We start from the raw sequence: 23,263 nt of genomic DNA on the forward strand, positions 1-23,263 counted from the left end.
CTGCCACCCCTCGGTCATGATGCGCCGTTCGCTGCTCATGGCGGTCGGCGGCTATCGCGCGGCCTATCGGCATTGCGAAGATTATGACCTGTGGCTGCGGCTGGCCGAGCGGACGCGCATGGCCAATCTGCCCGAGCGACTGCTCCGCTATCGCTATTCCGATACCCAGGTGTCGAACCGCCATGCCGTGGCGCTCAACTATGGCGCGGCCATGGCGCGTCTGTGCCGGGCGGAGCGGATGGCGGGGCGGCCCGATCCCTCCGACTCCTGGACGACCCTGCCGCCGATCGAGTCGCTGGATATGACCTTGGGACGCGAGGGCGTCGCGCGCGCGGTGCGGGCGGAGGTGGTGCGCGGCATTCTCTATAATCCTGCCGCCATGGCGAGCGAAGGCCTGGACCTGATGGTGCAGCATATCGTCGATACCCGTCATGACCGGCGCGAAAGAGTTGCCGGCCTGTGGCGCGCGGTCGCGCGACTGGTGCGGAGCGGCCGGATACGCGCCGCGATGACGCTTGCCATGGGCCTTCTGCGCGAATGACGTCCTCGTCCATCCGAAGTGCCGCGCTCTGGTCGATCGGCATGCAATATATCGCCTTTGCGATCCAGTTCGTGGTCAGCGTGCTGATCTCGCGCTTCTTTCTGACGCCGCCCGAAATGGGGCTGTATTCGATCGCCCTGTCCGCCGCGATGATGGTGTCGGTGCTGCAGGATTTCGGCATCAGCCGGTTCGTCGCGGGCGAGCGCGAATTGAGCGAGGCGCAGGTCGAAACCTGCTTCTCCGTCTCGCTGATCTTTGCGCTCGGCATCGGCCTGCTCATTCTTGTGCTCGCCTGGCCGGTGGCGCGATTCTATGACAATGCGCGGCTGACCCCGTTGCTGGCGATCATCGCGGGCTCCTATCTGGTCGTGCCCTTCGGCATCGTGCCCAGTGCCATGCTGCAACGGCGGATGGACTATTTCTCGCTGTTCCTGGTCAATGTCGGCGCCGCGATCGTCAATGCGGGCTTTTCGCTGGGGCTGGCCTGGATGGGCTATTCGGCCTTCGCGCTGGCCTGGGCGGCGGTGGCGCAACAGGCGACCCGCGCGCTGATCGGCCAGTGGCGCTCCGGCATCCGCCCGCCTTTCCCGCCGCGCCTGACGGGGGTGGGGCCGATCCTGCGCTTCGGCTCGAACAGTTCGCTCCTCCATATCAGCGGCGCGATCGGCGGCCGCAGCCCCGATCTGGTCATCGGCCGCATCCTCAACCTGACGGCGGTCGGCCTGTTCAGCCGCGCCTCCAGTCTGGCCGCGCAGTTGCAGATGCTGGTGAGCGGTGCGGTCGACGGCGTCTTCTACCCCGCCTTTGCCCAGTTGCGCGACGCCGGGGCCGATCTGGCGGCCCCCTATCAGCGCGTGGTCGCCGCCTATAGCGCGGCGACCTGGCCCGCCATGGCGTTCCTGGCCGCCGCCGCGACCCCGATCGTGCTGATGCTCTATGGCCCGCGCTGGATCGGAGTGGCGCCGCTGCTCGCCTGGATCGCGATCGGACAGATTTTCTTCGCCGCGCTTCCGCTGCATGTCGAACTGCCGATCCTGCTGGGCAAGATCCGGCGGCTGGTGATGCTCAACGCGCTGGATACGGCGGCGTCGATCGGCTTCTTGCTGGTCGGGGCAGCGGTCAGCCTGGAAGGGGCCGCGGTGTCGCGCATCGGGTACGGGCTGATCTGGTTCCTCCTCTATGTCGGCCTGATCCGGCGACTGACGGGATTCGCGTGGCGCGGACTGGCGGTGATCTATGCCAAGAGCCTGATCGCGACGCTGGCGACGGTGGCTCCGCTCCTGGCCGTCTATTACTGGATCGCGCCGCCCGAGGCGGTGGGGCTGATGCTGCTCGCCGGGGCGGCGATCGGCGGCGTACTGGCCTGGGTGATCGCCGTCTATGCGCTTCGCCATCCGATCCGGTTGGAGATCAATGCGATCGGGGGTGGCCTATGGTCGCGTCTGTCGCGACGGACCTCGGGCACCTGATCCCTTCGCCTTGCCCGAGGTGCCGAGCCAGCCCATAGTCTATCGTATGTCCCCTCCCCCCAATGGCCTCGACGATCCCGAGCAGGCGGCCTTCGCCTGGGCGCGGTTCCGCATGCTGATGGCGTGGATGACGGTCGCCGCCGCCGTCGCGGTCGGGGGTGCAATGATCGCGCTGGCCGAGGTCTATGGCCCGCTCAACGCGGTGACGATGCTGGGGGTGATCGGTGGGATCGGCGGCATGGTGATGCTGACCGGCGCGCTGATGGGGTTGGTGTTCCTGAGTTCGGGCACCGGGCATGACGAGGATGTCGACCGGCGGCCATAAAAAACCGGCCCCCGCAAACCTGCGGAGGCCGGTCCTCTATCGTTCGCGAAGCGCGGAGGCGATCAGCCCGCCGCTGCCTCCGGCTCCACCGGGGCGGCCGCGCGGACGCGACGACGGCGGGGCTTTTCTTCTGCGGCGGCGTCCGCCTCGGGCGCAGCGCTGAGCGCGGGCGGCAGGCGATCGGCGTCGAAACCGGTCTGCTCGCCTGCCTCCTGCACGTCGGCGGGACGCTCGCGGCGCGGACGGCCGCGACGACGGGGAGCCTCTTCCTCGACCTGCGGCGCAGCGGCGACCTCTGCGGTCACGACCGGCTGCACCTCCTCGGCGGCGACGGGCGGCTGTTCGGCGCGCATCGGGCGGCGATCCTCGCGCGGTTCGCGGCGCGGGCGGTCGTCGCGGTCGCGGCGGGGGCGCTCGTCACGTTGCTGGTTGTCGCGCGCATAGGTTTCGCGCTGTTGGTTTTCGCGGAACTGGCGTTCGCGGCGCGGCTGCTCGGCATCGCCCTGCTGCTCACCGGGGCGGATGGGATCGCCCTCGTCACCATAATCCTCGGCATCATTGTCGAAGCCGTCGTCATATTGGTCGTCGCGCGATTCCTCACGCTGGCGGCGCTGATTCTGCTCCTCGAAGCGCGAGCGGGTTTCGCTCAGCACCCGGAAATAGTGATCGGCGAACTGCCAATAATATTCGGTGTTGACCCGGTCGCCCTGACGCTGCGCTTCGGTCGCCAGATTCTTGTACTTCTCGTACAGCTGGTTGGCGTTGCCGCGCGCGCGGTTGTCGATGCGATTGCCATTGTCGGAACGGCCGGGATTGCCACCCGGACGCTGCCCACCATTATTGTTGCCGCCACGACCGCGACGGCGGCCGGCCTGCCGATTATTGATCAAGCTGTTCGTCCTTAGTCGTCAAACCAACAGGGTCCACTTTTTCCGGCCCACTCTTTCCAACACCGCGCGCGTGTCGCACGATGCGAAGCTCTCGCGCCCCGTGAGGCGCTTGCCACGGCCGCCGGACAGCAGCGACTGCATGACGAAGGGTATGGGCATCGGTCCGAAATCAACGACCCCGAAAAATACGGTAACAGTGCCGATGTTCGCGTGCCCCTGCGCCCGCTCTAGCGGGATAAACCGGGGTCCTTCAAGTGAAATATGGGGCATCACCTGCGAATGTTCAATGCGCGCGTGGTTAATGGGCCAGGAGCGCGCGAGGCCGCCCGCCCAGGTCGCGGTGCAGGGTGACGGCGAAATCTTCCGCCTCCAGCAGCGCGGTCACCGCCTCGGCCTGTTCATGCCCGATCTCGATCACCGCCGCCCCGCCGGGGGCCAGCAGGCGGCGCAGGTCGGGGGCGAGCAGGCGATAATCGTCCAGCCCGTCGGGCCCGGCGTACAAGGCCGAGCCGGGCTCATAATCGCGCACCTCGGGCGAGAGCGGCTCGGCCGTCCCGATATAGGGCGGGTTGGTCACGATACAGTCGAAGCCGCCGGTCAGCGCCGCAGCCCAGTCGCCGCGCACGAACCGCGCGCGGTCGGCCAGTCCGCAGGCTTCGGCATTGGCGACGGCATAGTGGAGCGCCTCCGCCGAGCGGTCGACGCCCAGCCCCTTGGTATCCCGCCACTCGTCGAGCAGCGCGAGCAACAGCGTGCCCGGCCCGGTGCCAAGATCGAGCAAGGTGGCGGGCGGACGCCCATTAAAGTGTCGGAGCGCCGCATCGATCAGCGTCTCGCTGTCCACGCGCGGCACCAGCGCACCGGGGCCGACCATCAGGTCGAGCGTCCAGAAGCCGCGCGTGCCGGTGATATAGGCGACCGGCTCCTGCGCGGCGCGACGCTCGACCAGCGGCCAGAAATTCTCGGGAACGGGCCGGGCCAGGTCGAGCAGCAAGGCGTTGCGCGCGATCCCCAGAGCGTGTGCGAGCAGCAATTCGGCATCGAGCCGCGCAGTGGGGGAGAAGGTGAACCGCGCGGCGGCTTGTGCGAGCGCGGTGCGGGCGTCGGTCACGCCACCATCTCACCCCGGCGAAGGCCGGAAATTAGAAGATGGTTCGCGCGGAGGCGCGGAGGCGCGGAGATGTCCGGCATGGGGCAACGCCTGGGCACCATCAACCGGCGGAGATGAAGAGCCTGCGGCGCGACGAGCTGGCTCTCTCCGCGTCTCCGCGTCTCCGCGCGAACATCACCCATCCAGCGCAGCGAGCCGTTCGGCTTCATCCTCCGCCAGCAGGGCGCCGACCAGTTCGTCCAGCTCGCCCTCCAGGATTTCGGGCAGGCGGTGGAGCGTCAGATTGATCCGGTGATCGGTCACCCGCCCCTGCGGGAAATTATACGTCCGAATCCGCTCCGACCGGTCGCCCGAGCCGACCATCGAGCGCCGGGTGCCTGCCCGCTCGGCCGCCAGCCGCTCGCGCTCCGCCTCGTACAGCCGGGTGCGCAACACCTTCATCGCCTTGGCGCGGTTCTTGTGCTGCGAGCGTTCGTCCTGCTGGATCACGACCAGCCCGGTCGGGATATGGGTGATGCGAATCGCCGAGTCGGTGGTGTTGACGTGCTGCCCCCCCGCGCCCGACGAGCGATAGATGTCGATGCGCAGATCCTTGTCGTCGATCTGGAGGTCGACCTCCTCGGCTTCCGGCAGCACCGCGACGGTCGCCGCCGAGGTGTGGATGCGCCCGCCCGATTCGGTGACCGGCACGCGCTGCACCCGGTGGACACCCGATTCGAACTTCAGCTTGGCGAACACGCCTGCCCCCGCCACCGAGGCGACGACTTCCTTGTAGCCGCCGGTATCGGGCACCGAGGCGGAGATGATTTCGACCCGCCAGCCCTGCCGCTCGGCATAGCGCTGGTACATGCGGAACAGGTCGCCCGCGAACAGCGCGGCTTCGTCGCCGCCGGTTCCGGCACGGATTTCCAGCATCGCCGCGCGCTCGTCGGCGGCATCGCGCGGCAGCAGCGCCAGCGCCAGATGACGGTCCGCCGCCGCCAGCGCCGTGCGGTTGGCGTGGAGTTCCTCCGCCGCCAGCTCGCGCAGTTCGTCATCCCCGTCCTGCGTCATGAACGCCAGGCTGTCGGCCTCCTGCCGCAACCGGCGCACTTCGGCGGCGGCATTGGCGACCGGCTCCAGCTCGGCATATTCCTTCGACACCGCGACGAATCGGTCCGAGGGCAGGTCGCCCGTCGCCATCATCGCCTGCAATTCGTCGCGCCGCGCCTCGATCTGCGCGATGCGTTCGGCGGAGATGGTCTTCATGCGATGGTCAGACGCTGCGCCAATGGAGGAAGCTGTGCGTCATGCTCATTTGCGACCGCATCCGCGAACAGCAGGTCGTAAATGCTCTGCGATACCGACTCTAGCGGGACCAGGGCCTGCTCGCCGGTGGCCAGCGCCTTCACCTGTACTTGGCCGTTCGCCAATTCGTCATCGCCCAGGATCAGCGCATAGCTGGCGCCTTGGTCGTTCGCCTTGGCCATGCGGCGCTTCATATTGCCGCGAAACGCCATGTCGGTGGCGACGCCCGCGCGCCGCAGCTCGGCGACCAGGCCCGTCGCACGCAACTCCGCCGCCGCGCCCATCGGCACGACGACCGCGTCGATGACGGGCCTGGGGGGCTCGTCGAGCAGCATCGCCAGCCGCTCGACCCCCGCCGCCCAGCCCACGCCCGCCGTGGCAGGGCCGCCCAGCGACTCGATCAGCCCGTCATAGCGACCACCCGCCAACACCGTCCCTTGCGAGCCCAGCCGGTCGGTCACGAATTCGAACGCGGTGTGGCGATAATAATCGAGGCCACGCACCAGCCGCGCATTGCGCGTCCAGGCCACACCCGCCGCATCCAGCCCCGCCGTCACCGCCTCGAAAAAGGCGCGGGCTTGCGGAGTCAGATAGGCGTCGATATCCGGCGCGGCATCGGCGATCGGCCGGTCGCGCGGGTCCTTGGAATCGAGAATCCGCAGCGGGTTCTTCTCCAGCCGCACCAGGCTGTCCTCGGACAACTCACCCCGATGCGCCTCGAAATGCGCGACCAGCGCATCGCGCCACGCATCGCGCGTCGCCGCATCGCCCAGCGTGTTGAGCTGCAACGTCACGCCCTCGGCGATGCCCAGTTCGCGCAGCAACTGGTCGGCCATCACGAGAAGTTCGACATCCGCCGCCGGTTCGGCCGCGCCCAATATCTCGGCATCGATCTGATGGAACTGGCGATACCGCCCCTTTTGCGGACGCTCATAGCGGAACACAGGGCCCGAGGTGACGAGCTTTAATGGCGCATATTGCTGCCACCCCTCGGTCAGGTACGCGCGCGCGATCCCGGCGGTGAACTCCGGCCGCAGGGTCAGCAGGTCGCCGCCGCGATCGGGGAAGGTATACATTTCCTTCGACACGACATCGGTCGTCTCGCCGATCGAGCGGGCGAAGACCTGCGTATCCTCGAACACCGGCAGGTCGAGTCGCTGGAACGCGTAGAGGCCATGGACATGCTCGAACGTGGCCAGCACGTCCGCAAAGCGACGCTGCTCGTCGCCGAAGATGTCCTGCGTGCCGCGCACGCGCTTGGGGGTTTCGATCCGTGCCATAGAGGTGGCGCTATCTAAGGTAGCGAAGGCCCGTGCGCTAGAGTGCGATCACGCCTGCTTCGCCAGCCAGTCCGCCAATGCCAGTTCGTCGGTGCGACGCGTCTCGGCACACATGCTGTGCCGCATGATCTCCAGTGCCCATTGCCGATGTGCGTCGCTCTCGCTGGCGACCGTATCGCCCGGCACCCACAGGTCATATTCGCGCATATGCGCGTCGGCGGCGGTGAACAGCACGCAGATATCGGCCGCCACCCCGGTCAGGATCACGCGGGACACGCCCAGCTGCGGCAAGAGCACCGGCAGGTTGGTCGCGTAGAAGCCCGAAAATTGCGGCTTCACGATGAAATAATCGCTGTCGCGCGGTCGGATCGTGGCGATCAGCGCGCGGCCGGGACTGTCCTCCCGATCGCAATGTTCGACGATCGAGGAGCGTTCGGAATGCCAATGGCCGAAATTGTCGTTGACGTAGATGACCGGCACCCCCGCCCCATCGGCCGCGTCGCGCAGCGCGACGATACGGCGCGCGGCAGCCTCGGCCGGTTCGCGCAAATCCTCTCCGCCCTCGAAATCCAGGTCGTTGATCATGTCGATGATGATCAGCGCGGCGGCGTGGGGGGCGGAGTCCATGGCCGAACATTGCCACATTCCGAACCCTAAAGCGCTGACATATCATAATATCCCTATGCGTCACGCCCCTGCTTTCCTTGGACATAAGAGCGCGTAGAATGGCCGAAGGGATGCCTGGGGGAGAGGGCGATGAAGGCGATACTGACGGCGATACTGGCCTTTCTGCTGGCTGCGCCTGCCCTTGCACAGTCGCCTTCCTGTCGCGACGATCCCGCACAGCCGCGCTGCGTGGCGGAAGCGGAGAAGGCGCAACGCGCGCTCTATGACGCGCCACCGGCCGAGGATTATGCCCGACAGAAGACGGAGATCGTCCGAGCCTTCTTCGTCGATGGCTATGGCCATGACGCCGGCCTCGTCACGCTATCCTATGCGCCCGCTGCCGAACCGCGTGTCGAGTGGCGTATGCCCAAGCCACATGGCGGGGAGGAAACCGGCGTGACGATCGACGCGATACTCCCGCTGTCCGTGTGGCGCGACGTGACAGATGCCGGTACCTATTTCGACCGGGCCTTGGTCCAGTTGCCCCAGGCGCAAGGATCGATCTGCCTGCATGGCTGGACGACACGCGTCGAAATGGTGGGCAAGGACGGCAAGGTTCGTCGGGCGACCCAATCGCGATGCGGCGATGATGCGCTGGTCTGGCCGTTGGCCCAGCGGATCACCGCCGCCGCCATTGCGGCGATGCCCGCCTGCGCATTGCTCGATGCCCGGAAGACCCGCAACGACATCACGCGACTGAACAAATGCGCCCGGCTGGACGGCGACCGCGCCGCCGCAGCGGAGGCCACCAATGTCTATGACAGCCCCTGGTTCGCGAACCCGCGCGGAGAGGATTTCGCCCGAGCCCTGACCTATCTATTTGCCGAACAACTCAACTTCGCCTGGCCCGACGAACCGGTCACCACCGAGGGCGCGGCCGCCGCGCGAATCTGGAGCCGCCACGCCGGAGAGGCAAATTTCTTTGCTCGCCGGACCTTTGGCGAAACCGCCGACAGGGTGCGGATGGAGGGCGTGGTGCTGATGCCAGGAGCGACGGTGGAAGCGGCACGTAAGCCCCTGCCCGCGACCCTGATCTGGGAACGCTGCAACGGCTTCGACTTCCGGCTTACGCACTTCTGGACGGGGCCAAATCGCCCACGCCCCGAAGCCCGGACATCCTGTAGTCACGAGCCTTGAAGCCCGGCTGGCCGAGCCACCGACGGTGCAAACGTCCATCATCGCACCATAGCCAAGCCCGGCCCGGCAGGGTTACATCCCCACCCATGACCCCCACCCGCTGGCAACGCCTGCAAGCCCATATCGGCGATCGGATCGCCCCGCCGCGCTTCCTGTGGTTCGCGCTGATCCTGATCGGTGCGGTGGCGGGGCTGGTGCCGGGGCTGGGGATGACGCGCGGCATTCTTGCCGGGTTCGACGCCGCCGCCTTGCTGTTCATCGGCTCGCTCATTCCCCTGTTGCGTCAGGGGCAGGCGGTGAAGATGCGCCGCCGGGCCGCGCGCAACGATGCCAATCGGGCCGTGCTTCTCGTCTTTTGCGGGATCGTGCTGTTCGTCGTGCTGGTCGCGGTCGGCGGCGAACTGCGCGGACGGAGCAGCGTGGTGACCGTCGCGCTGGTCGTCTCGACCCTGATCCTCGCCTGGCTGTTCTCCAATATCGTCTATGCGCTGCATTATGCGCATCTGTTCTACAGTGCGGGCGAGAAGGGGCCAGACAAGACCAGAGATGCGGGCGGTCTGCAATTTCCCGACACGGCCGAGCCGGATTATTGGGATTTCCTGTATTTCTCGGTGACGCTGGGCATGACCTTCCAGACATCGGACGTCGCCATCGCCTCACGCCGGATGCGCCGCGTGGTGACGGGCCAGTGCCTGGCGGCGTTCATCTTCAATCTCGGCGTCATCGCCTTCACGGTCAATGTGCTGGGCGGCGGCTCGGGATAAGGCGGAGGAAAGGGTCTGGACGACTGGCCTATCGGGTGCCTAACCTGCGGGCATCTCCTTTCGCCGCAAAAGGCCCTACATGATCCGCCACTCGCTTCGTTCCGTGTTCGTCGCCTCGCTGCTCGCCTCCACCGCTGCGGCGGTGGCACAGGTTCCGCCGGGCAATTCCGCCCCCGCGGCCCAGGCGCCCTTCGTCAACACCATCCCTGCGGCCGTCGACACCCCCTATCCGGGCACGATCAAGCTGGTGGTCGACGCCACCGACACCAATCGCGGCATCTTCCGCGTGAAGGAGACGATCCCGGTCGCCAAGGCCGGGCCGATGGCGCTGCTCTTCCCGAAATGGCTGCCCGGCGCGCATTCCCCGCGCGGCGAGATCGAGAAGCTGGCGGGCCTCGTCATCCGGTCGAACGGCCGCATCCTGCCCTGGACGCGCGATCCGGTCGATGTCTTCGCCTTTCATATCGACGTGCCCGCCGGCGCGCAGCAGCTCGACCTGGAGTTCCAGTTCCTGTCGGCCACCAAGCCCGATCAGGGCCGCATCGCCGTCACCCCGACGATGATCTCGCTGCAACCCAATTCGGTCAGCCTCTATCCGGCCGGTTATTATACCCGCCAGATTCCGATCCAGATGACCGCGATCTTCCCGACCGGCTGGACGGCGGCGGGCGCGGTCCCGGCCAAGGCATCAGGTTCGACCTATACCTATGACACGACCAATTACGAAATCCTGGTCGACTCGCCGGTGCTGGCGGGCAAGTATGGCAAGGTCTTCCCGCTGTCGCCCAACGTCAATCTGGACGTCTTCGCCGACAATCCCGGCGAACTGGCCGCCACGCCCGAGCAGATCGCGGCGCACAAGCGGCTGGTCGAACAGGCCGAAAAGACCTTCGGCTCGCATCATTTCGACCATTACGAGTTCCTGCTGTCGATCAGCGACCAGCTGGGCGGCATCGGCCTGGAGCATCACCGCTCGTCCGAGGACGGCGTGACGCCGGGCTATTTCACCGAGTGGAATTCGGGGCCGGGTCGGCGCAACCTGCTGCCGCACGAATTCACCCATAGCTGGGACGGCAAGTTCCGCCGCGGCGCGGACCTGTGGACGCCCGACTATAATACGCCGATGCGCGACTCGCTGCTCTGGGTCTATGAGGGGCAGACGCAGTTCTGGGGCTATGTGCTCCAGGCGCGCTCTGGCCTGGTGTCGAAGCAGGACACGCTGGACCAATATGCCTCGATCCTGGCCTATTACGCCAATTCCAAGGGGCGCGAATGGCGCGATCTGGTCGACACCACCAACGACCCGATCATCTCGTCGCGCAAGCCCAAGGGCTGGACCAGCTGGCAGCGGTCGGAGGATTATTACAATGAAGGCCTGATGGTCTGGATGGAGGTCGATGCGATGCTCCGCCAGAAGTCGGGCGGCACCAAGTCGCTGGACGATTTCGCCAAGGCATTCTTCGGCATCCGCAACGGCGACTGGGGCGAGGTTCTCTATAATTTCAACGATGTCGCCGATACGCTGAACAAGATCGTGCCCTATGACTGGGCGGGCTTCCTGACCAAGCGGCTGACCGAGACCGGCCAGCCCGCGCCGATCGACGGCTTTGCGATGAACGGCTACAAGCTGGTCTATACCGACCAGCCGACCGCCGTCTTCAAACAGTCGGAAAAGGGCCGCACCGATGTCAGCTATTCGCTGGGCATGGTCGTGTCGAACGGCGGCGATGTGACCAGTTCAATTTGGGACAGTCCGGCGTTCAAGGCGGGGATCGATGTCGGCACGCAAATCCAGGCGGTGAACGGCGAATCCTATACCGGTGAGCGTCTGAAGGCCGCGATCCTTGCCGCCAAAGACCCCAACAAGCCGGTCAAGTTGGTGATAAAGAACCAGGATGTCTTCCGCGACGTCACCTTGGACTATACCGGCGGCCCGCGTTATCCGCATCTGCAGAAGGTCGGCACCGGCGAGACCGGGCTCGATCGTCTGCTGACGGCGCGCTGAGCCCGGTCCAACCGACATCTATCGACAGGCCATGGCGGGTTGCGCTATCGCGCCCGCCATTGTTTTTACACCGGAACTCATCCGGTCCATTGGCAAGAAAGACCGATTCGATGCGCATCGACCTTATCCCCGTCGGCAAGAGCCCGCCCGACGACATCAATGTCGTGATCGAGGTCCCGACCGGCGGCGAGCCCGTGAAGTACGAGTTCGACAAGGCGTCCGGCGCGCTGTTCGTCGACCGCATCCTGCACACGCCGATGCGCTATCCGGCCAATTACGGCTTCGTGCCGCACACCCTGTCGCCCGATGGCGATCCGCTCGACGCGCTGGTCGTGTCGCGCACGCCCTTCATTCCAGGCTGCGTCGTGCGTGCGCGTCCGATCGCTGTCCTGAACCTGGAAGACGAAGCCGGCGGCGACGAGAAGCTGGTCTGCGTGCCGGTCGACTCGACCTTCCCCTATTATTCGAATGTCGGCGGTCGCGACGACCTGCCCGAGATCGTGTTCCAGCAGATCGAGCACTTCTTCACCCATTACAAGGACCTGGAGAAGAAGAAGTGGGTGCGCATCGGCACCTGGGGCGACCGTGACGAAGCGCGCCGCATCGTCGTGGAAGCGATCGAGCGCTACGAAGACGCCAAGGCCAAGGGCGAAGAGCCCCACGACCACGACGTGCCCGGCCGCGCCTGAACCCTTCCGGTTTCGGTTTGACGAACGCCTCGGTGCCACCCGCACCGGGGCGTTTTTCGTTGGAACCTGTTACCGTCATTGCGAGCGTAGCGAAGCAATCCAGAGCGTCTTGCCCGGACACTGGATTGCTTCGCTACGCTCGCAATGACGAACGGGGGGCTACCGCCCCGCCAACCGATCCAGCGCCTCGCCCGAAACCCGCTGCACGGTCCACTCCCCCATCGCCTGCGCGCCCATCGCGCGGTAGAACTCCACCGCGGGCGTGTTCCAGTCGAGCACCGACCATTCGAACCGCGCCCAGCCCCGGTCGCGGGCGATCCCGGCCAGATGGATCAGCAGCGCCTTGCCCACCCCCACTCCCCGCGCGGCAGGGGTGACGTACAGGTCTTCCAGATACAGCCCCCGCCGCCCGGTCCAGGTCGAGAAATTGGCGAAGAACAGCGCAAAGCCGATCGCTGCGCCGTCGTGCTCGGCGATCACCGCCTCCGCCGCCGGACGGTCGCCGAACAAAGCGTCCGCCAGCATCGGCTCGGTGGCGACGACCGCGTCGGGCTCGCGCTCGAAGGCGGCGAGTTTGCGGACGAAGCCCAGGATCGTCGCGGTGTCGGCGGACGTCGCCGCACGGATGGTGATGCTCATAATCCTGCCTCGCTCTGCGGTCCGGACGCGACCGGCCGCCGCACCGCCACCACACACCCCGCGATGATCAGCGCCGCCCCCGCCAGCGTGAACAGCGACACATGCTCGCCGAACACCGCATAGCCCAGGCACGCGGCCCAGACGAAGGCGGTATATTCGACCGGCGCCAATATCTGCGCCTCCGCGCGCGCATAGGCCCAGGCGAGCAGCAGGGCCGACAGGCTGCCCAATGCGGCGGCGATGACGATGGCGGGCCATTGGTACGGCGCGGGCCAGCCCGAGACAAAGGGCGCGGCAGGCGTCATCAGGACCGCGATCACCAGCATGGTGAACAGCGCGACCTCGGCCGGGCCCGCCACCTGCGCCTGTCGCCTGAGCAGCACCAGGCTGACCGCATAGAGGATCGAAGCGACAAGGATCGCGAGCGAGCCCAGCACCACCTCCGTCGAGGCCTGAGCCTGCACCTCGCCGCCCGCGATCACCAGTACGCCTGCCCCCGCGATCAACGAGCCCAGGATCGCCGCGCGCCGGATCGTCTCGCCCAAGGCGAAGGCCGCCAGGAACAGCGCAATCAGCGGCGCGAGAAAGGTCAGCGCGATGCTCTGCGCCATCGGCACGCGCGCCAGTCCCCAGAAGAACAGCAGCACCGACGCGCCCCCGGTCGCCCCCCGCGCGATATGCAGCGTCAGCGCCGCCCGCCCCGGCCAGCGCCCGCCGCGCGCCAGGAACAGCGCGGCCGTGATCGCCACCCCGACCCAGGACCGCCACAGCACCGCGCTATAGGCGCCGCTGTCGATCGACAGCCGCTTCATCAGCGTATCCATCACCGAATAGATCGCAATGCCGAGCGCGGCGGCGCCAAAGGCGATGACGGGAGAGGTGCGCGCGGTCATGCCGGTGGCGATACCGAGGCGGGGGGTGAAAGGCGAGAGCGGGTAACGACCGCCCTCACCCTTCCCACCCGCTATCGCGGGCGGGCCCCTTCCCTCTCCCATCGGGAGAGGGAGGGAGGCGTAAAGCGCCGGAAGGGTGAGGGTAGACCTGCCCCGCTCGAACGAAGCTCGGGATGAAACCCCACCCCGCATCCGTTGCCCCTTGGGAACACGATATCAAGGGACAAAGGGTATGAAGACGCTGATCGCCGCAACGGGCCTGGCCATGCTGGTGGCGGCACCCGCAACCGCACAGGTCACCGCCTCGGTCGGCGCGGACTATAGCTCGGGCAAGTACGGCACGAACCAAGAGGTCCGCAGCGCCAGTTCCACCCTGGCGCTGCGTGCCAAGCGCAAGCGGGTCACCGTCTTCGCCGCGCTGCCCGTGGTGCAGGTCGATGCGCCGGGCAATGTCATCGCGCCGGGCGGGCCGCTGGGCCTGCCGATCTTCACCGATCCCACCCGCCCCGCCACGCGCGTACGGCGTTCCGGGCTGGGCGATGCGGTGGTCGGCGCATCGGTGCAGCTCGTGCCACCGCGCCGCCACCATCTGGCCCTCGCCCTGACCGGCAGCGCCAAGCTGCCCACCGCCTCTGCGACGCGCGGGCTCGGCACGGGCAAGGCGGATTATTCCGTCGTCGCGGAAGCCGCCGTGCCGGGCAAGGTCACGCCTTTCGCGGCGGTCGGCCACACATTCGTCGGACAGCCCTACGGCTATCGCTTACGCGACGTGACCAGCGCGCGCAGCGGTGTCGCGATCGGCATCGGCAAGGCGACCGAAGTCAGCGTCTCGTACAATTACGCGTCGCGGGTCAGTGATTCGGTTGCCGACCGACAGGAAATCGGCGCGGGGCTGGATACCGCATTGTCCAAGCGCCTGTCGCTGGGCGTCCAGGGCAGCGCCGGAGTCAGCAAAGGCGCACCCGATGTCGGCGCAGGCGTGCGGCTGGGATTGCGGTTGTAGGACTTTCCTCCCCTGCAAGGGGAGGTGGCAGGGCGCAGCCCTGACGGAGGGGTGTCCCCGGTTGCGAGGTCATACCGCACTCACCAGCGTCTCGCGATACCAGGGCAGGATATGCTCGCGGAGCAGCGGGGCCAGCGTCATCGATTCCGCCGCAGCACGATCGACCCAGACCGCTTCCTCGATCTCCGCCGCCGGAACCGGCGTATGCGTGCTGCGCAGGTGGAAGACGGTGGCGTCGATCCGGTGCCCCGGCTCATTGGCCGCCGCTGCGGAAAACCGGCCGATCGGCCGGAGGTCCTCCACGCCGACCCGCAGGCCGATTTCCTCGTCCAGTTCGCGGATCAGCGCGGCGGCGGGGTCTTCGCCTGGCTCGATCTTGCCGCCCGCCTGCATAAAGCAGGACGTGCCCGCCTTGCGCACCAGCAGCAATCGCCCCGCCCCGTCTTCGATCAGGGCGGCGGCGATACGGATGATGGGGGAGGTCACTCCGCCGCGATCGCCGCCTTGGCGACGTCGGCCGCTTCCAGTTCGGCGGCCTTGGCCTCGACCAGCTTGACGATATGTTCGACCATGTCGGCATCCTCGACCGTGTGGTCGGTCAGACCCGACAGATAGACCATGTGCTTGCCGTTGCCGCCGCCGGTCACGCCGATATCGGTCTCGCGCGCCTCGCCGGGGCCGTTGACGACGCAGCCCAGCACCGACAGCGACATGGGCGTACGAATATGCTGGAGCCGTTCCTCCAGCACCTGCACGGTGCGGATCACGTCGAAGCCCTGCCGCGCGCAGGACGGGCAGGACACGACCCGCACACCGCGATTGCGGATGCCCAGCGCCTTCAGTATCTCGAAGCCGACACGCACCTCTTCCTCGGGCTCGGCGGAGAGCGAGACGCGGATGGTGTCGCCGATCCCGAACCAGAGGAGCGAGCCGATGCCGATCGAGGACTTGACCGTCCCGCCGATCAGCCCGCCCGCCTCGGTGATGCCCAGATGCAGCGGGCAGTCGGTCGCCTCGGCCAGCCCCTGATAGGCGGCCACCGCCAGGAAGACGTCCGACGCCTTCACCGCGACCTTATATTCGTGGAAGTCATGGTCCTGGAGCAGCTTGATATGGTCGAGCGCCGATTCGACCAAAGCCTCGGGGCACGGCTCGCCATATTTTTCGAGCAGGTCCTTCTCCAGCGACCCGGCATTCACGCCGATACGGATGGCGCAGCCATTGGCCTTGGCGGCGCGGACCACTTCGGCGACGCGCTCGGACGAACCGATATTGCCCGGATTGATGCGCAGACAGGCCGCGCCCGCGTCTGCGGCTTCGAGCGCGCGCTTATAGTGGAAATGGATGTCCGCGACGATCGGCACGCGCGCCGCCTTGGTGATCTTGGCAAGTGCGGCGGTCGAGTCGGTATCGGGGCAGGACACGCGGATGATGTCGGCGCCCGCCTCTTCGCAGCGCCGGATCTGGTTGATCGTGGCGACCGGATCGCTGGTCGGCGTGTTGGTCATGGTCTGCACGGTGACGGGGGCGTCGCCACCCACGGGCACGTTGCCCACCATGATCTGACGGCTTTGGCGGCGGACGATATCTCGCCAGGGACGAATGGACATGGACCCCTATATACGCGCGCGGCGTTGCGGTTCAAAGTCAGTGCTGTACCAGACCCCCAGAATGACCGCCGCCGCCCCCATCCCCCGCCATTACGGCCTAGACTGGTTGCGGATCGGCGCCTTCGCCATATTGATCCTGTACCATATCGGCATGGTCTTCGTGCCCTGGGGCTTTCACGTTCAGCTGGCGCGGCTGCCCTGGGTGGCGATCCCGATGCTGGCGAGCAATCCGTGGCGGCTGATGCTGTTGTTCGTGGTTTCGGGCTATGCCACCCGCGCATTGGCGGTGCGGCACCCCACGATCCTCAGCTTCGCGCGTGGGCGGAGCATCCGATTGCTGGTGCCGCTGGTCTTCGGCATCTGTGTGCTGGTGCCGCCGCAAATCTGGGCCGAGCTGGTCAGCAAATATGGCTATGCCGGGTCCTATTGGCGGTTCTGGACGCAGGACTGGCTCAGCTTTCGCGCGATCGGCGGCGTGGTGCCGACCCCTGCCTGGAACCATCTATGGTTCGTCGGCTATCTCTGGGTCTATACCATGGCGGTGGCGCTGATGCTGGCGGTGGGGCACCCTTTTGCCGCAGCCGCGCAGACGCTGTTCGACCGGGTGTTCGGCGGCTGGGGCGGGGCGGTGCTGCCAGTGGTCTGGCTATTGCTGGTCGATATCCGCTTCTTTCCCGGCCAGTCGGAGACGCATGGCCTGCTCGACGACTGGCTGGCGCATGCCATCTATTTCCCCGCGCTGCTGTTCGGGTTCGGCATGGCGGGGTCGGAGCGGGTGCTGGACAGCTTTCGGCGCGGCTGGCCGGTTGCGGCCGCCATCGCGCTGGCCAGCTATGCGATTGCGGGCGGGTTGGAATGGCGTTGGCCGGGGCTGGCGGGCGCGCCGCAAGCGCTGGGCATCCTGTTCGCGGGCGCGCGGGCGGTGCAGGGCTGGATGGCGGTCGTCGCGCTGATCGGCGTGGCCGAGCGTTTCTGGAACCGCGATCACCCGTGGCGGCGCACGCTGACCGAGGCGGTCTTCCCCTTCTATCTGATCCACCAGACGATCATCATCCTGGTCGCCTTCGCCTTGCGGGGGCTGGGATGGCCGTTGTGGCTGGACACGCTGATCCTGATCGCTGCGACGGTGGCGGGATGCTGGACATTCTATTTGATCGGCCGGGACGTCCGCTGGCTGCGTCCCCTGATCGGCCTCCGGCCGGGGGATGGCAGCAAGCCTGCGATCTGATAGGGGCGCGGGCGATTTCCCTGACCGTTTCGGAGTTTCGCCCATGTCCCCTTCCTGGTCGCTGGTCATCCATGGCGGCGCGGGCCGGATCACCCGCGATGTCCTGACACCCGAACAGGATGCCGGTGCCCGCGCCGGGCTCGACGCCGCGCTCAAGGCCGGGTCGGTGGTGCTGGCGGCGGGCGGCAGCGCGCTGGATGCGGTCGAGGCGGCGGTACGCGTGCTGGAGGACGATCCCCATTTCAACGCCGGGCGCGGCGCCTGCTTCACGCGGGAGGGGACCAACGAACTCGATGCCGCGATCATGGACGGACGTGACCGGCGCGCGGGGTCGGTCGCCGGGGTAACGCGCACCCGCAACCCGGTGTCGCTCGCCCGCAAGGTGATGGAGGCCAGCCCGCATGTCCTGCTCGCCGGGCCGGGCGCGGATCGCTTCTCGGCGGAACAGGGGCTGGAGCAGGTCGACCCCAGCTGGTTCCACACCGACGAGCGCCGCCGCCAGCTCGACGAACTGCTGTCCCGCAACGCCGACGCCTTCGACAGCGATATGAAATACGGCACGGTCGGCGCGGTCGCCTGTGACGCGCAGGGCCATGTCGCCGCCGCCACCTCGACCGGGGGCGTGACGGGCAAGCGCTGGGGCCGGATCGGTGATTCGCCGCTGATCGGCGCGGGCACCTATGCCGACGACCGGGCCTGTGCGGTGTCGTGCACGGGGTCGGGCGAGGTCTTCATCCGCGTCGGCGTCGGGCATGAGATCGCCGCCCGCCGTCGCTTCACCGGCGAGGCTATCCAGGCGGCGGCCGACACGGTGCTTGGCGATGTGAAGGCGCTGGGCGGCACCGGCGGCACCATCGTCGCCGCGCCCGACGGCACCATCGCCTGGAGCATGACGACCGCGGGCATGTATCGCGGCCGGGCGGCGAGCGGCGGCGAACATCGGGTGGCGATCTACGCCGACGAGGGATAAAAGGCACGCCCATGAAGCACTTGCGCCTTTTGTTCGGGATGCTGGCCGGATTGTTCCTCGCCTCCCCCGCCGCCGCCTATTGGGAATATGGCCATGAGACCGTCGCGGCCATCGCCTGGGCCAACATCACGCCCCATGCCCGCACGGAAATCCGCCGGATTCTGCGCGCACAGGCCCAGCTCGACACGCCGAGCTGCCCGGTGCGGACGATCGAGGAGGCCAGCGTCTGGCCCGATTGCGTCAAGCCGCTGAAGGACGACAACGGCAAGTCGCGCTTCGGCTATGCCTATAGCTGGCATTATCAGAATATCGACATCTGCCAGCCCTTCCGCCTGCCCCCGGCCTGCGACACGGGCGACTGCGTCTCGGCGCAGATTCCGCGTCAGCTCGCCATCCTGAAGGACCGCCGGGCCAGCCCGAAGGACCGGGTGATGGCGCTGGCCTTCCTCGTCCATTTCGTCGGCGACCTACACCAGCCGCTTCATGCCGGGGACAAGAGCGACAAGGGCGGCAACGACACCCATGTCGATTACGGCGTCTATGCGACACCGCGCCTGAACCTGCATTCCATCTGGGACGGCCTGCTCGCCGAGCGTGCCATCTCGACCCCGCCCAAGCTGGTCCGCCCCTATCCGGCGGCCGAGCGGCGGCGCGAGTCGGCGGGCGATGTGATGGACTGGAGCCGCGAGAACTGGGCGATCGCCAAGCGCGCCTATGCCGCGGCGATGGGCGGCGATCCGTGCCAGCCGACGCCGGCGCATATGAAGATGGATGAAGCCGCGATCCGCGAGATGGCCCCGGTCGAGCGCGAACAGGTGAAGCGGGGCGGCCTGCGGCTGGCCAAGCTGCTGAACAGCGCGTTTAAGGGGTAAACCAATCCTCCCCAAGCTATGCTTGGGGAGGGGGACCGCCGCGAAGCGGTGGTGGAGGGGCAGGACGGACCGGACGCCCCTCTCCCATCGCCCTACGGGCGACGCCCCTCCACCACGCCCTGCGGGCGCGGTCCCCCTCCCCATCAGATATGGGGAGGAATTGGCGAATCAGTTCAGCACCACCGTCACGTCGCGGCGGTTCTGCGCCCAGGCGGCTTCGTCCGAACCCAGCGCGATCGGGCGTTCCTTGCCATAGCTGATGACGTTCATCCGCTCGGGCGACACGCCGCGCGCGGCGAGATAGTTCTTGGCGGAGTTCGCACGGCGTTCGCCCAGCGCCAGATTATATTCGCGGGTGCCGCGCTCGTCGCAATTGCCTTCGATGGTGATGCGCACATTGGGATAGCGCAGCAGCCAGGCCGCCTGGCTGTCCAGGATCGCGCGGGCTTCGGGATCGATGTCATATTGATCGGTGCCGAAATGGATGGTGTTCGACGTCACCGAACGACGGAAATCGGCGTCCGAGCCGGGCACGATCGCACCGTCCGGATTGGTGTTCGCACCCGCATTGGGATCGACGCCGGTGCCCTGGCTGACCGGTGCTGGCGGCAGCACTTCGGGGCGCTTCTTGGCGCAGCCCGCCATGGCGATCGCCATGGTGGCGACGACGAGCGTGGTCTTGATCTTGGTCATCGGACTCTCAACTCCCTACAGGTTGGAATAATCCCCCGGAATGCTCTTACGGACGCAGCGGCCCCCAGGCCGGGTCCGATCCGTCGAGCGGAGTCGGAATCCGCCGCTCGTTGACGCCGGTCAGGTCGACCATCCACACATCCGACTTGCCCGACGCACCCGGCGTCGTACGCTGGAAGGTGATGACGCGGCCATTGGGGGACCAGCTCGGCCCCTCGTCCTGCCAGCTATTGGTCAGCAGCTTTTCGCCGCCGCCCGACGGGCTCATGATGCCGATGCGGAAGGCGCCGCCCAGCTTGGTGAAGGCGATCAGGTCGCCGCGCGGGCTCCAGACCGGGGTCGCATAGCGCCCGCCGCCAAAGCTGATCCGCTGCTGGTTCGATCCATCGGCATTCATCACATAGATCTGCTGCCCGCCCGACCGGTCGCTTTCGAACGCGATCTTCGATCCGTCGGGTGAATAGCTGCCGCCGGTATCGATGCCGGGCGCGTTGGTCAGCCGCTGCGGCGTGCCCCCTTGCGCCGACACGCGGTAGATGTCGGTATTGCCGCCCTGCGCCATCGAGAAGAGAATCCAGCGGCCATCGGGCGAGAAGCGCGGCGCGAAGGTCGTCGCGGCATTCTGCACCACCAGCCGCTGACGCCCGCTGCCGATGTCATAGACATAGATGGCGGGCCGCTTGTCGACATAGGACATATAGACGATCGACTGCTGGTTCGGCGCGAAGCGCGGGGTCAGCACGATCGACTGGCCGTTGGTCAGGAAGCGGTGGTTCGCCCCGTCCTGGTCCATGATCGCCAGCCGCTTGATCCGGTGCGCCTTGGGCCCCGTCTCCGAGACATAGACGATGCGGCTGTCGAAATAGGGGCCTTCGCCGGTCAGCTTGGTATAGATGGTGTCGGCGCATTTATGCGCCGCGCGCCGCCAGTCGCCGGGCGACACGACGAATCCCTGCCGCGCCAGTTCGCTCTTCGCCAGCACGTCATAAAGATAGCAGCCGACCGTCAGCGTCCCGTCGCCATTGGCGCGGACATAGCCCTGGACCAGCGCCTGCGCGCCGGTGCCGTTCCAATAGTCGAAGGCGGGCGCGGTGACTTCCGGAAAGGACACGGTGCGCAGCTGCGCCGGGGGGACGGGGGTGAACAGGCCCGAATTGCGCAGGTCGTTGGTGATGATCTTCGACAGTTCCTGCCCGACGACATCGGTCGTCCCCGCCGGGGTCTGCACCACCGCGCTGGTCGGCATCGCCGGAATGGCGATCGGCATCGGCGCGGAGATACCGCCCTCGACATCGACGACCAGCCCTTCCTGGCCATTGGCGGGCGCGGTCGCGGGCTGCTGCCCGGCCGGAGCGGGCGCCGCCGGTTGCGCTTGCGGCGCGGAGGCAGGCACGTCCTGCGCCCCGACGGCACTGGCAGCCAGCGCCAGCGTGAGCGGCAGGGTCAGCAGGGAACGGGGCATAAACATGATCCTCAACCCGAAAAACCGAAACGGAAACGGTGGTCGCTCCAGCTGCCGGGCGCTTCATAAAGCCCCGACAGCCTGTCGCGTAATGGACAGTTTCTGAAAACTGTCGTTATCTTGGTAACGATCCCACGCGCCCCTGTCGCCGGGAACGTCGCCCCCGCTCCAGATCGGATGGCCGGAATCGATGCCGGGTATCGACGAAGCGAGGAATCGACCATCCTCAACCCGGCAACTTGTAGCGCAGCGTGAAGTTGCTCCAGCCGCCCGGCACGTCATAGAGTTCGGCCGGAAGGCCGCGCAGCGGCGAACAGCCCTTGAAGGTCGCGATCGCCAGATCGTCCACGCGGTCGACATAGCGCTCATTCTCGCCATCGACGCCGCTATGGCCGACGACACGGGGCGCCGCCGCCAGGCTGCCGTCCTTGTTGAGATGCAGGTTGATCGCCACGCGGATACGCTCGGCGCCCGGTCCCGGCGTCACCTGCCGGTTGGCGCAGGGCTGGACCTGCCGCAGGATCGCCGAGGCGATGTTCGCCAGCTGCTGCGCGCCGATCCTGGCGGCGGGCGCGGCCTGCGACTTGGACGGCGACGGGTCGGCTGACAGCCCCTTCAGGAAGTCGGCACCCAGATGCGACCCGCGCGGTTTGGTGGTCTTCGCGGTTTCGCTCTTGCCGCTGCCCCGTGCCGGGGTGGTCGGCTTGGGGGTGGCGGCAGGCTTGGCTTCCGACCGGGTGGGATGGGTCGGCGCGGCGTGCGTCGGCTTGGCCTCATGCACCGGCTTGGGCGGTGTGGGTTTGGGCGCGGGCTTCGGCTTGGGTTGGGGTTTGGGCTGGGGCTTTTCCGCCGGTTTGGGCTTGGGCTGCGGCTTGGGTTCCGGACGCGGCTCTGGCTTGGCCGGTTCGGGTTTCGGTTGCGGCTTGGGCTGGGGTTTCGGCTGCGGCGCCGGGGGCGGCGGCGCCGGGGGCGGCGGCGCCGGGGGCGGCGGCGCGGGCTGGGGTTCGGGCTCGGCCTCCACCGGCTCGGGCGGGGCGGCGTCTTCCGGCGCGCCCTCTTCGGGGGCGATCGACTGGGCCGCCTGCTGGTTCGGAGTCGGCGACGCGGCGTCCAGCGCGACATCCTTGACCAGCGAGATGTCGATCGGCGTGACCTTCAGCTTTTCCGGGTTCGGCGTCGACAGAAAGCCGACCGACAACAGGCCGAACAGGACGATATGCCCTGCGACCGCGATCGCCAGCCCGGTCCGTTCCCCACGCTCCATCAGCGGGCGCTCGCCCCCTCGGTTACGCCGCCTTCGACGGTGACCAGCGACACGCGGTTCAGCCCGGCGCGGTTCAGCTCACCCATCACCCGCATCACCCGGCCATAATCCAGCGCCCGGTCGGCGCGCAGATAGACTTGCGGCACCTGCCCATCCGGGTCCTTGCGCGCCGCGATCGCATCGAGCTTGGCGGGCAGGTCGGCCTCGGTGATCTCGTCATCGTTCAGGAACATGCGGCCCTGCTCGTCGATCGAAATCTGCTCGGGCTTCTGCTCCTGCTCCAGCGCCTTGGCGCGGCTGTCGGGCAAATTGACCGGCACGCCCGTCGTCAGCAGCGGCGCGGTCACCATGAAGATGATGAGCAGCACCAGCATCACGTCGACCAAAGGCGTGACGTTGATGTCCGCCATCGGCGCGCGGCGGCCCCGGCCGGAGCGGGAGGGAAGGTTCATGGCCATCGCCGTT

General features: G+C 67.3%; 24 protein-coding genes (1 of these 24 only partly in view). 11 read left to right on the forward strand and 13 right to left on the reverse strand.

Features of this window, described 5'->3' with window-relative positions; genetic code table 11:
- The 3 genes in view from U1H82_RS09960 to U1H82_RS09970 are tightly spaced (at most 46 nt apart) and all read left to right on the forward strand, a layout consistent with a single transcriptional unit that may run on beyond the window.
- Positions 1-541, forward strand: partial view of a glycosyltransferase family 2 protein gene (locus tag U1H82_RS09960; protein ID WP_322964778.1) — the 3' portion only. Its footprint begins 464 nt before the window's first position; 541 of the gene's 1,005 nt are visible here — the last part of the coding sequence; its start codon lies off the left edge, out of view; it ends in the stop codon at positions 539-541.
- Positions 538-2,010 carry an oligosaccharide flippase family protein gene (locus tag U1H82_RS09965; RefSeq protein WP_322964779.1) on the forward strand — a complete coding sequence of 491 codons (1,473 nt, stop codon included), beginning with the start codon at positions 538-540 and terminating at the stop codon, positions 2,008-2,010. The genes U1H82_RS09960 and U1H82_RS09965 overlap by 4 nt, the downstream gene beginning before the upstream one ends.
- A 46-nt stretch (positions 2,011-2,056) precedes the next feature.
- Positions 2,057-2,335, forward strand: coding sequence for a hypothetical protein (locus tag U1H82_RS09970; RefSeq protein WP_322964780.1), 279 nt, complete (start codon positions 2,057-2,059; stop codon positions 2,333-2,335).
- Between the two features lie 62 nt (positions 2,336-2,397).
- Here U1H82_RS09970 and U1H82_RS09975 read toward each other — a convergent pair whose 3' ends face one another.
- The 5 genes from U1H82_RS09975 to U1H82_RS09995 form a co-directional block, all read right to left on the reverse strand.
- Positions 2,398-3,225 (reverse strand): DUF4167 domain-containing protein, encoded by an 828-nt coding sequence (locus U1H82_RS09975; RefSeq protein ID WP_322964781.1) that lies wholly within the window; start codon positions 3,223-3,225, stop codon positions 2,398-2,400.
- A gap of 298 nt (positions 3,226-3,523) precedes the next feature.
- On the reverse strand, positions 3,524-4,336 hold the full coding sequence (gene prmC / locus U1H82_RS09980) for a peptide chain release factor N(5)-glutamine methyltransferase (protein ID WP_322964782.1): 813 nt from the start codon (positions 4,334-4,336) through the stop codon (positions 3,524-3,526).
- A 174-nt stretch (positions 4,337-4,510) separates the two neighbouring features.
- Complete coding sequence (gene prfA, locus U1H82_RS09985) at positions 4,511-5,584, reverse strand: peptide chain release factor 1 (RefSeq protein ID WP_322964783.1); 1,074 nt, start codon at positions 5,582-5,584, stop codon at positions 4,511-4,513.
- Positions 5,581-6,903: a histidine--tRNA ligase gene (gene hisS / locus U1H82_RS09990; RefSeq protein ID WP_322964784.1), complete on the reverse strand. Its 1,323-nt coding sequence runs from the start codon at positions 6,901-6,903 to the stop codon at positions 5,581-5,583. Before hisS ends, prfA begins: the two co-directional genes overlap by 4 nt.
- Positions 6,904-6,951: 48 nt before the next feature.
- Positions 6,952-7,530, reverse strand: a complete 579-nt coding sequence (locus U1H82_RS09995) for a cysteine hydrolase family protein (RefSeq protein WP_322964785.1) — start codon at positions 7,528-7,530, stop codon at positions 6,952-6,954.
- A 129-nt stretch (positions 7,531-7,659) separates the two neighbouring features.
- Between U1H82_RS09995 and U1H82_RS10000 the strand changes: the two genes are divergently transcribed.
- The 4 genes from U1H82_RS10000 to ppa all read left to right on the forward strand — a co-directional run bounded on the left by U1H82_RS10000 (position 7,660) and on the right by ppa (position 12,164).
- Complete coding sequence (locus U1H82_RS10000; protein ID WP_322964786.1) at positions 7,660-8,706, forward strand: hypothetical protein; 1,047 nt, start codon at positions 7,660-7,662, stop codon at positions 8,704-8,706.
- An 86-nt stretch (positions 8,707-8,792) separates the two neighbouring features.
- Positions 8,793-9,470 (forward strand): DUF1345 domain-containing protein, encoded by a 678-nt coding sequence (locus U1H82_RS10005; protein ID WP_322964787.1) that lies wholly within the window; start codon positions 8,793-8,795, stop codon positions 9,468-9,470.
- Positions 9,471-9,549: 79 nt separating this feature from the next.
- Entirely contained in the window at positions 9,550-11,475 is a 1,926-nt protein-coding gene (locus U1H82_RS10010) for a M61 family metallopeptidase (RefSeq protein ID WP_322964788.1), read from the forward strand.
- Positions 11,476-11,585: 110 nt separating this feature from the next.
- Positions 11,586-12,164, forward strand: a complete 579-nt coding sequence (gene ppa, locus U1H82_RS10015; protein WP_175311232.1) for an inorganic diphosphatase — start codon at positions 11,586-11,588, stop codon at positions 12,162-12,164.
- A gap of 159 nt (positions 12,165-12,323) precedes the next feature.
- On the opposite strand, the gene U1H82_RS10020 is transcribed toward ppa, so the two are convergent.
- Both U1H82_RS10020 and U1H82_RS10025 read right to left on the reverse strand, forming a co-directional pair.
- Entirely contained in the window at positions 12,324-12,803 is a 480-nt protein-coding gene (locus U1H82_RS10020) for a GNAT family N-acetyltransferase (protein ID WP_322964789.1), read from the reverse strand.
- Positions 12,800-13,696, reverse strand: coding sequence for a DMT family transporter (locus U1H82_RS10025; protein ID WP_322964790.1), 897 nt, complete (start codon positions 13,694-13,696; stop codon positions 12,800-12,802). The genes U1H82_RS10020 and U1H82_RS10025 overlap by 4 nt, the downstream gene beginning before the upstream one ends.
- 232 nt (positions 13,697-13,928) lie before the next feature.
- On the opposite strand from U1H82_RS10025, the gene U1H82_RS10030 reads away from it, so the two are divergent.
- A complete protein-coding gene (locus U1H82_RS10030) occupies positions 13,929-14,699 on the forward strand; it encodes a transporter (RefSeq protein ID WP_322964791.1) in 771 nt (256 codons plus the stop codon).
- 69 nt (positions 14,700-14,768) lie between these two features.
- Here the strand turns inward: U1H82_RS10030 and U1H82_RS10035 are convergent, their stop codons facing one another.
- A complete protein-coding gene (locus U1H82_RS10035; RefSeq protein ID WP_322964792.1) occupies positions 14,769-15,185 on the reverse strand; it encodes an NUDIX hydrolase in 417 nt (138 codons plus the stop codon).
- A complete protein-coding gene (gene ispG, locus U1H82_RS10040) occupies positions 15,182-16,309 on the reverse strand; it encodes a flavodoxin-dependent (E)-4-hydroxy-3-methylbut-2-enyl-diphosphate synthase (RefSeq protein WP_175311228.1) in 1,128 nt (375 codons plus the stop codon). Before ispG ends, U1H82_RS10035 begins: the two co-directional genes overlap by 4 nt.
- A gap of 61 nt (positions 16,310-16,370) precedes the next feature.
- On the opposite strand from ispG, the gene U1H82_RS10045 reads away from it, so the two are divergent.
- Genes U1H82_RS10045 through U1H82_RS10055 form a run of 3 tightly spaced genes read left to right on the forward strand, consistent with a single transcriptional unit; the run spans position 16,371 to position 19,379 of the window.
- A complete protein-coding gene (locus tag U1H82_RS10045; protein WP_322964793.1) occupies positions 16,371-17,537 on the forward strand; it encodes an acyltransferase family protein in 1,167 nt (388 codons plus the stop codon).
- A 43-nt stretch (positions 17,538-17,580) separates the two neighbouring features.
- Positions 17,581-18,507, forward strand: a complete 927-nt coding sequence (locus tag U1H82_RS10050; RefSeq protein ID WP_322964794.1) for an isoaspartyl peptidase/L-asparaginase family protein — start codon at positions 17,581-17,583, stop codon at positions 18,505-18,507.
- A gap of 11 nt (positions 18,508-18,518) precedes the next feature.
- Positions 18,519-19,379 (forward strand): S1/P1 nuclease, encoded by an 861-nt coding sequence (locus tag U1H82_RS10055; protein WP_322964795.1) that lies wholly within the window; start codon positions 18,519-18,521, stop codon positions 19,377-19,379.
- Positions 19,380-19,547: 168 nt separating this feature from the next.
- On the opposite strand, the gene pal is transcribed toward U1H82_RS10055, so the two are convergent.
- The 4 genes from pal to tolR form a co-directional block, all read right to left on the reverse strand.
- Complete coding sequence (gene pal, locus U1H82_RS10060) at positions 19,548-20,072, reverse strand: peptidoglycan-associated lipoprotein Pal (protein ID WP_322964796.1); 525 nt, start codon at positions 20,070-20,072, stop codon at positions 19,548-19,550.
- 46 nt (positions 20,073-20,118) lie between these two features.
- On the reverse strand, positions 20,119-21,534 hold the full coding sequence (tolB, locus tag U1H82_RS10065; RefSeq protein ID WP_322964797.1) for a Tol-Pal system beta propeller repeat protein TolB: 1,416 nt from the start codon (positions 21,532-21,534) through the stop codon (positions 20,119-20,121).
- Positions 21,535-21,760: 226 nt separating this feature from the next.
- Entirely contained in the window at positions 21,761-22,798 is a 1,038-nt protein-coding gene (tolA, locus tag U1H82_RS10070) for a cell envelope integrity protein TolA (RefSeq protein ID WP_322964798.1), read from the reverse strand.
- Positions 22,798-23,256 (reverse strand): protein TolR, encoded by a 459-nt coding sequence (tolR, locus tag U1H82_RS10075; protein ID WP_322964799.1) that lies wholly within the window; start codon positions 23,254-23,256, stop codon positions 22,798-22,800. The genes tolA and tolR overlap by 1 nt, the downstream gene beginning before the upstream one ends.
- Positions 23,257-23,263 lie beyond the last annotated feature (7 nt).

It is taken from the genome of Sphingomonas fuzhouensis, from assembly GCF_034659795.1.
Taxonomy (GTDB): Bacteria; Pseudomonadota; Alphaproteobacteria; order Sphingomonadales; family Sphingomonadaceae; genus Sphingomonas; species Sphingomonas fuzhouensis.

Excerpts from the sequence above, each read along its gene's own strand:
- U1H82_RS09995 (WP_322964785.1), bottom strand. The coding sequence starts at position 7,530 with ATGGACTCCGCCCCCCACGCCGCCGCGCTGATCATCATCGACATGATC.
- hisS (WP_322964784.1), bottom strand. The coding sequence starts at position 6,903 with ATGGCACGGATCGAAACCCCCAAGCGCGTGCGCGGCACGCAGGACATC.
- U1H82_RS10025 (WP_322964790.1), bottom strand. The coding sequence starts at position 13,696 with ATGACCGCGCGCACCTCTCCCGTCATCGCCTTTGGCGCCGCCGCGCTC.
- U1H82_RS10030 (WP_322964791.1), top strand. The coding sequence starts at position 13,929 with ATGAAGACGCTGATCGCCGCAACGGGCCTGGCCATGCTGGTGGCGGCA.
- tolB (WP_322964797.1), bottom strand. The coding sequence starts at position 21,534 with ATGCCCCGTTCCCTGCTGACCCTGCCGCTCACGCTGGCGCTGGCTGCC.
- tolR (WP_322964799.1), bottom strand. The coding sequence starts at position 23,256 with ATGGCCATGAACCTTCCCTCCCGCTCCGGCCGGGGCCGCCGCGCGCCG.
- U1H82_RS10045 (WP_322964793.1), top strand. The coding sequence starts at position 16,371 with ATGACCGCCGCCGCCCCCATCCCCCGCCATTACGGCCTAGACTGGTTG.
- U1H82_RS10055 (WP_322964795.1), top strand. The coding sequence starts at position 18,519 with ATGAAGCACTTGCGCCTTTTGTTCGGGATGCTGGCCGGATTGTTCCTC.
- U1H82_RS10005 (WP_322964787.1), top strand. The coding sequence starts at position 8,793 with ATGACCCCCACCCGCTGGCAACGCCTGCAAGCCCATATCGGCGATCGG.
- U1H82_RS09970 (WP_322964780.1), top strand. The coding sequence starts at position 2,057 with ATGTCCCCTCCCCCCAATGGCCTCGACGATCCCGAGCAGGCGGCCTTC.
- U1H82_RS10050 (WP_322964794.1), top strand. The coding sequence starts at position 17,581 with ATGTCCCCTTCCTGGTCGCTGGTCATCCATGGCGGCGCGGGCCGGATC.
- U1H82_RS09965 (WP_322964779.1), top strand. The coding sequence starts at position 538 with ATGACGTCCTCGTCCATCCGAAGTGCCGCGCTCTGGTCGATCGGCATG.
- pal (WP_322964796.1), bottom strand. The coding sequence starts at position 20,072 with ATGACCAAGATCAAGACCACGCTCGTCGTCGCCACCATGGCGATCGCC.
- tolA (WP_322964798.1), bottom strand. The coding sequence starts at position 22,798 with ATGGAGCGTGGGGAACGGACCGGGCTGGCGATCGCGGTCGCAGGGCAT.
- U1H82_RS10020 (WP_322964789.1), bottom strand. The coding sequence starts at position 12,803 with ATGAGCATCACCATCCGTGCGGCGACGTCCGCCGACACCGCGACGATC.
- ppa (WP_175311232.1), top strand. The coding sequence starts at position 11,586 with ATGCGCATCGACCTTATCCCCGTCGGCAAGAGCCCGCCCGACGACATC.
- U1H82_RS10000 (WP_322964786.1), top strand. The coding sequence starts at position 7,660 with ATGAAGGCGATACTGACGGCGATACTGGCCTTTCTGCTGGCTGCGCCT.
- ispG (WP_175311228.1), bottom strand. The coding sequence starts at position 16,309 with ATGTCCATTCGTCCCTGGCGAGATATCGTCCGCCGCCAAAGCCGTCAG.
- prfA (WP_322964783.1), bottom strand. The coding sequence starts at position 5,584 with ATGAAGACCATCTCCGCCGAACGCATCGCGCAGATCGAGGCGCGGCGC.
- U1H82_RS10010 (WP_322964788.1), top strand. The coding sequence starts at position 9,550 with ATGATCCGCCACTCGCTTCGTTCCGTGTTCGTCGCCTCGCTGCTCGCC.